This window comes from Curtobacterium flaccumfaciens UCD-AKU, assembly GCF_000349565.1.
GTDB classification, from domain to species: Bacteria; Actinomycetota; Actinomycetes; order Actinomycetales; family Microbacteriaceae; genus Curtobacterium; species Curtobacterium poinsettiae.
In genome coordinates this window covers 207,896-218,092 of the sequence record NZ_KB714629.1, presented here as the reverse complement: position 1 = coordinate 218,092, position 10,197 = coordinate 207,896, and the positions used below count along the sequence as shown (strand labels likewise).

Genomic DNA, 10,197 nt, shown 5'->3' with positions numbered 1-10,197 from the left:
CGGATCACCCTTGACCGGATCATCACCCTGATCGACAACGTCCCACCCCGACGGCCGCCCCATGGCTACTGAGCCCTCGAGGCGACGGGCCCGCCGCCGCCGTTCTCGTCGTTGACCTGCAGGGCCTGCGCGAGCTTCTCGTCGGTCTCGGTGTAGGTCTCGATGGACGAGCTCAGCATGTCCGCCAACGCCTTCGTCGACTCGCTGATCTTGTCCCGCTTGTCGCCCCAGCGGTGGTCGAAGTCGTGCAGAGCGTCCTGTACCGTCCCCGAACCGATCTCGTCGTCGGACGCATCGACACGCTTGTGCGCCTGCTCGAGCGTGCTGTGCACGGTCGTCAGGTCGTTCTGGAGCTCCCCGAGCCCCATCAGATCAACCAGCAGTTTGCCTGCCACGGAACAATCCCTCCCCGATCACGAACCGGCGCCACCAGGACGACGCCACAGGAACCGCGACGACCCCGTGCCCCACGCGATCGCGGGGCACGGGGTCGACGACGATGTCAGCCCTTGAGGCCGGAGGCCAGCGACTCGTCCGTCTCGGACAGGGTCTGCGAAGCCTTCGAGAGGAACGTGGAGAGGCCTTCGAGCCCCTGGACCGTCTGGCTCACGCCACGGTTGAACTCGTCGTAGGACTCGCCGAACGCGACGGACGACTTGTCGGTGACGTAGCCATCCGAGATGAGCTGCTGGATCTTTCGCTGCAGTGCTGACAGACGGTCTTCGATGTCTGCCTGGCCTGCCTTGAGGTCGGAGGCTGCTGCCTCGAGGTCTGCGTACGAGACGTTGATGTTCGCCACGGTGTGACTCCCTTTCCCCGGAGTTTCGTTGTCCCCCCAACGGGGCGTGTGGGATGGACACTACCATCGTCCTGCGACACGAAGTCAACGCTACGGGGGATTGCCATGACCTTCACGTTCACGATGGTCGACCGCGAGAGCGGCCAGACCGCGAACGTCTACGTCGACGGTGACGATTCCCGGGCGGTGCGCGAGTTGGTGGCCGAGGCCGAGCGCCTCATCGCGACGGACGTCGACGCCTCCGGTCGGACTCCGGTGTACTTCGTCGGGGAGCAGCAGCTCGACCTCTCGGCGTCGGTCGCCGAGTCCGGTGTCCGGGAGGGAGTGGTGGTGAGCCGCAGCCTGGAACAGGTGCCGCCGCAGCCACTCCGTCCGCTGACCGACGCCGAGATCCGGATCGTCTCCGGGCTGCACGCGGGGACGATTGTCCGGGTCAGCACCGGCACGGTGACCATCGGTACAGCACGGTCCGCGCACGTGCGGGTGCCGGTGAGCACCACGGACGAGGTGGAGGCCGAGGCGTCGGGGGTCGACACGGTGCCGGAGATCGCCCTGCTGGTCACGGTGACCGCCGACGGCGCGAAGGTGCGTCCGGCGAACGGCTTCTCCGGAGCGCTGCTCGACGGTGAGCCGGTCACCGAGGAGACGGACTGGCCCGAGACAGCACAGCTCGCGATCGGTGCGGTACTGCTCGGATTCGGCCGCGCTCCGGACCGTGGCGCCCATCTGTCACTGGCGGACGACGGCATGTCGCTCGAGTACAACCGGCCGCCGCGCATCCTGCCCCCGGACGAGCACACCCGCTACCAGCTGCCGCCGCCGCCGACCGAGCCCCCCGCCCGGGCGCTGCCCATCCTGATGGCACTGGCGCCGATGGGCATGGCGGTCATGTTCGTGTCGACAACCGGCCGCTGGATCTACCTGCTCATCGCCTTGCTGTCGCCGGTCCTGATGATCATCACAGGGCTGCAGGGTCGCCGACAGGGCAAGAAGACGTACCGGCAGCGCGTCGTGGAGTACGAGGACACCAAGGCGCGGATCGAGGCGGACGCGACCGAGAGCCTCCAGTCCGAACGCGCACGCTGGATCGCGAGCGCGCCGGACCCGGCCGCCGTCTACGAGACCGCGGTCACGCCGCTGCCGCGACTGTGGGAGCGACGCCGGACTGATCCGGACCACCTGCTCGTCCGCGTCGGCACGGCGACGCAGCGCTCCGAGGTGACCATCGAGGACCCGGAGCAGCTGTCCCACAAGCGGACCGTGGCGTGGGACGCCACGGACGTGCCGGTCCGCATCCGTCTGGCCGAGCGCGGCGTGATCGGCATCGCCGGTCCCGACGACGACGCCCGACGACTGGCGAACTGGGTGGTCGCGCAGCTCGCGACGCTGCAGAGCCCGAAGGACGTCACCTTCACGCTGCTCACCGACACCACGCGCACGTCGCTGTGGGAGTGGATGTCCTGGCTGCCGCACGTCCGCCGGGACGGTGCAGACCAGCCGATGACGAGCATCGCCTCGAACGCCGCGTCGACCGCGCGGGCGATCGCCGAGCTCGCCGCGATCATCGACGCCCGGAAAGAGGCGGGTATCGGCAAGAAGACCCCGCCAGCTGACGAGATCGTCGTCGTGATGGACGGCGCACGGCGGCTCCGCGCGATGCCCTCGCTCGTGCAGGTGCTCAAGGAGGGGCCGTCGGTCGGGGTGTTCAGCATCTGCCTCGACCTGGACGAACGGCTCCTGCCCGAGGAGTGCGACGCGGTGGTGGTCGTCCGCGACGACCGGGTGCGGGTCACCCAGCAGCGCAGTGAGCGCATCGACGACGCACGCCCCGACCTGGTCGACCAGGACTGGCTCGAGTGGGTCGCCCGGTCGCTGTCGCCGATCGTCGACGCCAGCCCGGACGTGCAGGACGGCGCCATCCCCTCGTCCGCCCGCCTGCTCGACGTCCTCCAGCTCGAACCGCCGACGTCCGAGGCCGTCCAGGCTCGCTGGCTGCTCGGCGGCCGCAGCACCACCGCCGTGGTGGGGGCGTCGATCGACGGGCCGTTCGCGATCGATCTGCGGAACGACGGTCCGCACGGCCTGGTCGCCGGCACGACCGGTTCCGGCAAGTCCGAGCTGCTGCAGACGATCGTGGCGTCCCTGGCGGTGGCGAACAGGCCGGACGAGATGAACTTCGTGCTCGTCGACTACAAGGGCGGTGCGGCCTTCAAGGACTGCGTCGACCTGCCGCACACCGTCGGCATGGTCACGGACCTCGACACGCACCAGGTCGAGCGCGCGCTCGAGTCGCTCGGTGCCGAGCTCCGCACCCGCGAGCACGCCCTCGCGGAGGTCGGCGCGAAGGACCTCGAGGACTACCAGGACCTGCAGGCCAAGCGTGCGGCGAACGGGGACACCATCCCGAGCCTGCCGCGGCTGCTGATCGTCATCGACGAGTTCGCCTCGCTCGCCCGTGAGCTGCCCGACTTCGTCAAGGGCCTGGTGAACATCGCCCAGCGCGGTCGCTCCCTCGGCATCCACCTCATCCTCGCCACGCAGCGACCGGGCGGCGTCGTCTCGCCTGAGATCCGCGCGAACACGAACCTGCGGATCGCGCTGCGCGTCACCGACCAGTCGGAGAGCCAGGACGTCATCGGCGCGAACGACGCCGCGCGGATCGCGAAGTCGACCCCGGGGCGCGCCTACGTGCGGCTCGGCGCGGCCTCGCTGCTGCCGTTCCAGTCCGGTCGCGTCGGCGGGCGCCGGCCCGGCACGGACGACCAGGAGGCCCGACCCGCCCTGGTCCGCGAGCTCACGTTCGCCTCGTACAGTGACCCGGCCCCTCGCCCGGCCGCCGTCGAGGCCGCCGCGAGCGACGTGGAGGTCACCGACCTGAGCGTCCTCGTCGCGTCCATCGACGACGCCACCCGAGCCCTCGGCACCCCCGAGCAGCGGAAGCCCTGGCTGCCACCGCTCGGCGAGGTCGTCGGGCTCGACGACGTCGAGGCGACCGGCACCGGCGACCTGGCGCCCCTGGCGGTCGCCTGGGGCGTCGAGGACCACCCCGGTGACCAGCGGCAGCGCCCGGCGGTGTTCGACCTCGACGCGGACGGCCACCTGTTCGTGATCGGCTCGCCACGCTCCGGTCGCAGCCAGACCCTCCGCACCCTCGCCGGTGCGATGGCCCTGCGGCTCGGCGTCGGCGACGTGCACATGTACGGGATCGACTGCGGCAACGGTGCCCTGCTCGCCCTCGGTGCTCTGCCGCACTGCGGTGCTGTCGTGCAGCGGCACGAGCCCGACCGGGTCTCGCGGCTGCTCGGCATCCTGCTCCGCACGGTGCAGGAGCGCCAGGCCGCGTTCTCCGCCGGCGGCTACTCGTCGATCGCCGAACAGCGGACCGACTCCGGCACCGTGCCGATGCCCCACGTCGTCGTGTTCCTCGACCAGTGGGAGAGCTTCATGGCGACCCTGGCGGACGCCGAGAACGGCATGCTGCACGATGCCGTCCAGACCCTGCTGCGCGAGGGCGTCGGCGTCGGCGTGCACCTGGTCGTCTCCGGCGACCGCACCCTCACGTCCGGCCGGATGTCGAGCCAGGTGGAACGGAAGCTGCTGCTTGCCCTGGCCGACCGCGGCGACTACAACTACGAGGGCATCAACGGCAAGAAGCTGCCGGAGTCGATCCCGCCGGGGCGCGGGTTCCGCAACGCGACGGCGACGGAGACCCAGGTCGCCGTTCTGCCCGGCGGACTCGGGGGCCGCGACCAGGCCGCCGCGCTCCGGGGCATCGGTGACGAGGTCCGTGCGCACGTGTCGGCCGACGCCCCGAAGCCGTTCCGGATCGACGTGCTCCCGCGCTCCATCACCTTCGAGGACGCCGTGCGGTACCTGCCGTCGGCGGAGGCGTCGGTCGGCCGGGTCGCACTCGGCGTCGGCGGCGACGAGCTCCGGCTGTTCACGCACGACTTCGTGCAGGACACCTCGGTCTTCATCGTCGGCGGCAGCCCCCGCTCGGGCAAGAGCACCGCACTCGTCGCGATGGCCCGCCACGTGCTGTCTGCCGGTGGTTCGGTGGTCGCGGTGACCCCGCGGGAGTCCCCGCTGCGGGCGCTCGACGGAGCGCCACGAGCCACGGTCGTGACCGATGGTGCGATCGGAGCCGAGGGCCTGTCCGCCGCCATCGACACCGGCGCCGCGGGCTTCACGCTCGTGCTCGTCGACGACGCCGAAGCCCTGAAGGAGTCGCCGGCCGAACCGGTGTTCCGGGCGATCATGGAGTCCGACCGGGGCCGTTCGGTCGGGCTCGTCCTGGCGGGAGACGTCGAGGGGGTGGCGAGCGGGTTCCGCGGTTGGCAGGTCGACGCGAAGAAGGCCCGTCGGGGCATGCTCCTCGCGCCGCTCAGCACGGTCGATGGCGACCTGATCGGCACGAAGCTGTCGAAGAGCCTCGTCACCCAGGACCGCGCCGCCGGCCGGGCTCTGCTGAACGACGCCGACCAGGCGCTCCGACTCGTGCAGGTGCCGGCCGGCGACTAGCGCCGGCCGCAGGGGCGCAGCCCGGAGCGTGCGCACCCCGCAGTCTGCCCGGTCCAGGGTCGGCTCAGCCCAGCGGCGTCTCGCTGACGAGTCCGACGGCGGGTTCGGCGCGGAGCGAGTGCCCGCCGAACACCACGGTGTCCCCGGGCCGCACGGTCGTGCGCTGCGACGGAACGAGCATCGCCGGGGGGAACCCCGGACGCTGCAGTTCGACCCCGTTGGCCGACGCGGTGTCGAGCACCCAGAGCGAGCCCTCGGCACCGAACCCGAACTCCAGGTGGGTACGACTGAGCAGCCGCTCCGGGTCCTCCAGGGCGATCATGTGGGCGTATCCGCCGTCGGGATGGGAGCTCGCAGGATCGCGGCCGATCAGTCCCCCGCCGGACACGGTGACCCGCTGGGCGCCGTCGAGGACGAGCACGGCCGCCGCGGCCTGGCGGGCCGGCGCGGCGTCGCGTCGCGCGGTGCTTCCGCCGGACGAGCCGAGTGGTCGGCCGGGCATCTGCGCCACGGTCGCCCGGACCCGGTCGGCGCTCGCACGCGGAGCCAGGGGAGGGGTGACGACGGAACGGGCGAGCTCTCCGCGCTGTGCCATCTGCGCCAGATCACGCTCTCCGACCCGTTCGACGACGGGTTCGACGACCTTGCGCTTCTTCCGGGACGGCCAGAGGCGCATCAGGACACCTCGCTGCCGACCGTGGCGGAGTCGATGAGCTCGAAGGTGTCGGTGACGGTCTCGAACAGTTCGTACAGCGGCTCGGCCAGGTCGGTCGCGGGTGACGAGACGCTGACCAGGGCGACCTGGTCGCCGGCCGGCACGAAGGTCTGCATGAGCACGACGTCGAACGATCCGCGGCCGTCCGGTGCCTGCACCGTCGAGACGCCCCAGACGCGCGGCACCCGGCCGATGCGAGGGACCTCGTGCACGTCGACGTGCATCCCGTCGTCGTCCCCGCCGAGCGCGGCGACGTGGTCGGTCAGTGCGGCGAGTGGGTCCCCGCCGGCCTCGGGCGCGGGCAGGACCGTCACGGTGAGGGCACCGGAGACGATGCCGTCCTCGCTGGGCTCGGCGAACGCGGCGCAGTACCGCGCCCCGCTGTCCCAGGCGGAGCGGGCGAACCGGCGGAGCACCCGGACGATCTCGGTGCGGTGGTCCCAGAGTTCCCGGTGGTCCTCGATGCGTTCCTGCACGAGGGCGCTGATCCGGTCGTCGCGGCGTTCCGGATCGACCGGGAGCTCGAACCAGGAACGCGGGACCGTGATGGCGAAGTGGTCGACCGACATGCCCGCTACCGTACCGCGCTGCGTCGCTCGGCGGTCCGCCGCATCGCCCGCAGCAGCACCGGCCCCGGCAACCGGAGCAGCGCCCGCGGCACGAGCGCCCGCACCCCGGCCACCACCCGCACGGTCCGCCGGAAGCGCCGCTCCTCGCGCCGCCCCCACGCGAAGCCGTACGCCGTGCGCACCGGTTCCGGCAGCATCCCCACGGTCACGATGCGCACGAGGGGCATCGCCGCCCGCACCCACAGCGGCGCGAACCGCGGGTGCAGCAGGTCACGGACGACCCCGCGGGCGTCGTCGGTGACCTGCAGTCCGTCGAGCGTCTGCTGCCAGTACCGGTCGAACGCCGCGACCGAGGTCGGCCAGCGCTCCGCTGGCACCCGCAGCGCGGTCGCGATCGGCGCGTAGGCGGCGAGGACCTGCTCGGCCCGGGCAGCGGAGACCTTCGTGCCGAACAGGTCGTGCGCCCGCCGGGCGGAGTCGAACAGGGTCGCGGCCACCCAGAGCTGCCGGTCGACGTCGTCGGCGCCGGCGACGGGCCCGTGCGCGTGGTTGACGAAGCCCGTCGCGGTCGCCGAGTCGGACTCCGTGCCGATGACGACGGCGTAGATGAACATCAGGGTGTGGGCGAGCCGCTGCTGGGGTCGCCGGGCGAAGTCCGAGTGCCGTCGGACACCGGCCGCGACGACCGGGTCGGCGATCTGCAGCAGGATGGCGCGGCCGCCCGCGGCCACGGGCGTGCTGTCGGCGAGGAACCGACGCAGGTGACGGTCGTGGACGTGCGCGGGAGACGGACGGGAGGCCCGGTGCGGGTCGCGCGCCGAGCCTCCAGGCCGTGGGGTGGTCACGCCGCACCCCGTCGGCGTCGCGCCCGCAGGACGGGTCGCAGGTCCACAGCGATCGCCACCAGGAGCGCGACTGCGCCGACGATCACGGCGACCCGTGTGGAGGCGGGGTCGACGGGCGCGTCACCGGTCAGGGCGAGGAGCGTCGCGACGAGCCAGATCGCGGGGAGCGGCCAGAGGCGGGTCGGGGAACCGGTGACCAGCGCGCCGAGGACGCCGGCGACGAGCAGCGGGACCCAGCGGCCACCGGGCTCCGAGCGGGCGGCGAGGTGCGCTGCGGCGGCGACCAGCAGCATCACCGCGACGGCCAGCAGCCGCGCCGCCGAGGGCATGCTGCGGACGCTGGCACGGACTCGTCGGAACACGGCCCGATGCTACCGAGCCGTGTTCCGGGGGAGCCTGGTCAGAGCGGCTTCGTGCCGAGGTCGCCGCCGAGGTCCGGGCGCTCCTCGTCCTGCTCCCACAGGTCGGGCGAGCCCTCGCGCGGGGATCCGCCGGTGGGACCGTCGTCGGAGCCGTCACCGGGCTGCGGTTCCACCGTCTCGCCGGCGACCGCGTCGTTCGTGACGGTCTCGAGCGACTCCTCGGCTTCGTCCACCTCGTACGGGCCGACGTGCTCACGGTCGATGTCGTCGTCGCGACGCTGCTGGGAGTCGAAGTCGTCGACGGGGCTGATGCCGGGGTCGCTCATGGTGGTTCCTTTCCGTTGCGGGCTTCCTGCCTACCCGCGGGTGCTTGGCGGCTGTCCGGTTTCGTGTCGTGTTCACCCGGGCGTCACCTTCCGGTCACGCCGTCACGGCAGCATCGCCGATGCTCGGGGGAGTGGAGCGCGGTCGCCGACGGGTGGTCGAGCGGCCGCGCCTTCCCCGCCTGGGTCGGCTGCGCTGGTGCGCTGGCCGCCGGTGTGCTCCGTCCGTGCTCCGTCCGTGCCGCTGTCAGACGCGTTCGAGCAGGTCGCGTTCCTCGACGTCGGCGAGTGCGAGGGTGCGGTAACCGGCGGACTCGAAGAACACCGTGATGCGGTCCTCTTCCGTGCTCATCACCACGCCCGTGCCCCACTCCGCGTGCTCGACGCGGGCATCCGGTGGCCAGACGGCGTCGTTCGCACCGTCGGCGACGTGGGCGGAGGCGTCGCGCGCCGTGCCGGAGGAGCAGGTGTCGCAGTTGCCGCACGGCTCCGGCAGCTCGTCGCCGAAGTAGCCGAGCAGGAACTGCCGGCGGCACGCGGTCGTCTCGGCGAGCTGGCGCATCATCGCGATGCGGGACTCCTCGACCCGTTCCCGTTCGGCGGCTCGGTCGGCGGTGGCGCGAGCCGCGTGGTCGGCGTTCCGGGGGCCGTCCGGCATCCGGGAGACACCGTCGACGTCGTCTCGGAGGGCACCGGCGTCGAGCAGGGCGTTGAGCGCACGGCCGGCGGTGCGGGCCGACAGCCCCGAGGCCTCCGTGAGCGCGGAACGGGCGATCGAGCCGCTGGGCGGGACGGCGTCGAAGACGGCCCGCACCGATGCGGGGCGGGGGGAGCCGGACGCGAAGAACGTGCGCAGGCCGAAGTCCTCGGCGCGGTAGTGCAGGGTGGCGCCGGCCGGTTCGGCGTCCCGCCCGGCCCGTCCGATCTCCTGGTAGTAGGCGTCGACCGACTCCGGGACGTCGGCGTGCACGACGTACCGGACGTCGGGCTTGTCGATGCCCATGCCGAACGCGCTGGTCGCCACCACCACGTCGACGTCGCCGTCCAGGAACCCGGTGTGCACGGACTCGCGCTCCGCCACGCGCATGCCGGCGTGGTACGGCTGCGCGCGACGACCACGGGTGGCGAGGGCATCGGCGTACTCGGTGGTCGCGGCGCGGGTGGCGACGTAGACGACCGTGGCCCCGTCCAGTTCGGCGACCTGGTCGACCACGGCCTGGCGCTTCTCGGCGTCCTCGGCGTGCCGGATGACCTCGAGTCGGATGCCGGGTCGGTCGAACCCCGACGCGAGCACGAACGGGTCGCGCATGCGGAGCCGCTCGACGATGTCGTCCCGCACCGGAGCGGAGCCCGTCGCGGTCAGGGCGAGCACGGGTGGGCGGCCCAGGCGCTCCGCGACCTCACCGAGCGCCAGGTAGTCGGGTCGGAAGTCGTGACCCCAGGACGAGATGCAGTGCGCCTCGTCGACGGCGACCAGCGCGACGCCGGCATCGCGGAGTCGCTCGAGCACGTCGTCCTTCACCAGCTGTTCGGGGGCCAGGAACACGTAGCCGACCTGGCCCGCGGCAACGGCGTCCCAGGCATCGGCGACGTCCCGGGCCTTCTTCGTGGCGTTCAGGGCGACGGCGCGGGGTGCACCCGGATGGTGCTCGAGTCCGACCACCTGGTCCTCCTGCAGCGCGACGAGCGGGGAGACCACGACGACGAGCCCGTCCAGGCCGAGGCCGGCGACCTGGTAGATCGCGGACTTCCCCGAACCGGTGGGCATGACCGCCAGGGCGTCGCGGCCTTCGAGGACCGCGTCGATGACGGACTCCTGGTCGGGGCGGAGCTTCCAGCCGAAGACCTCGGTGGCGCGGGTACGGAGTTCGGGGTGCACCGATCCACAGTGCCGAGCGGGAGCCTGAGGCCGGTCCCAGCGATGCGCGCAGCGGCTCACGCCCGTCGGAGCCGGCCCGCTCCGGCATCCGTGCACCGGCCGTCCACCGAGCAGCGCTAGGCTGCGTGGCGGCCGTTGTCTCGACATCGAGCGACCCTCGATGTGGAGTGCGCGACCGGGAAAC

General features: G+C 72.3%; 9 protein-coding genes. 1 reads left to right on the top strand and 8 read right to left on the bottom strand.

The window, feature by feature from the left end:
• Positions 1-65: 65 nt before the first annotated feature.
• Together H489_RS33190 and H489_RS33185 are read right to left on the bottom strand one after the other, a co-directional pair.
• Positions 66-395 (bottom strand): DUF6507 family protein, encoded by a 330-nt coding sequence (locus tag H489_RS33190; RefSeq protein ID WP_152427322.1) that lies wholly within the window; start codon positions 393-395, stop codon positions 66-68.
• A gap of 107 nt (positions 396-502) precedes the next feature.
• On the bottom strand, positions 503-799 hold the full coding sequence (locus tag H489_RS33185) for a WXG100 family type VII secretion target (RefSeq protein WP_017888162.1): 297 nt from the start codon (positions 797-799) through the stop codon (positions 503-505).
• 105 nt (positions 800-904) lie between these two features.
• On the opposite strand from H489_RS33185, the gene H489_RS33180 reads away from it, so the two are divergent.
• The gene (locus H489_RS33180) at positions 905-5,320 is read left to right on the top strand and encodes an FtsK/SpoIIIE domain-containing protein (RefSeq protein WP_017888161.1); all 4,416 of its coding nucleotides are present in this window, start codon (positions 905-907) and stop codon (positions 5,318-5,320) included.
• 64 nt (positions 5,321-5,384) lie between these two features.
• Here H489_RS33180 and H489_RS37040 read toward each other — a convergent pair whose 3' ends face one another.
• From H489_RS37040 to H489_RS33150, 6 genes are all read right to left on the bottom strand, one after another.
• On the bottom strand, positions 5,385-5,996 hold the full coding sequence (locus H489_RS37040) for an FHA domain-containing protein (RefSeq protein ID WP_017888160.1): 612 nt from the start codon (positions 5,994-5,996) through the stop codon (positions 5,385-5,387).
• Positions 5,996-6,604 carry a hypothetical protein gene (locus H489_RS33170; RefSeq protein WP_017888159.1) on the bottom strand — a complete coding sequence of 203 codons (609 nt, stop codon included), beginning with the start codon at positions 6,602-6,604 and terminating at the stop codon, positions 5,996-5,998. Before H489_RS33170 ends, H489_RS37040 begins: the two co-directional genes overlap by 1 nt.
• Positions 6,605-6,609: 5 nt before the next feature.
• Entirely contained in the window at positions 6,610-7,449 is an 840-nt protein-coding gene (locus H489_RS33165; RefSeq protein WP_081612337.1) for an oxygenase MpaB family protein, read from the bottom strand.
• On the bottom strand, positions 7,446-7,811 hold the full coding sequence (locus tag H489_RS33160) for a hypothetical protein (RefSeq protein ID WP_152427321.1): 366 nt from the start codon (positions 7,809-7,811) through the stop codon (positions 7,446-7,448). Before H489_RS33160 ends, H489_RS33165 begins: the two co-directional genes overlap by 4 nt.
• 38 nt (positions 7,812-7,849) lie before the next feature.
• On the bottom strand, positions 7,850-8,137 hold the full coding sequence (locus H489_RS33155) for a hypothetical protein (protein WP_017888156.1): 288 nt from the start codon (positions 8,135-8,137) through the stop codon (positions 7,850-7,852).
• Between the two features lie 244 nt (positions 8,138-8,381).
• On the bottom strand, positions 8,382-10,013 hold the full coding sequence (locus H489_RS33150) for a RecQ family ATP-dependent DNA helicase (RefSeq protein WP_017888155.1): 1,632 nt from the start codon (positions 10,011-10,013) through the stop codon (positions 8,382-8,384).
• Positions 10,014-10,197 lie beyond the last annotated feature (184 nt).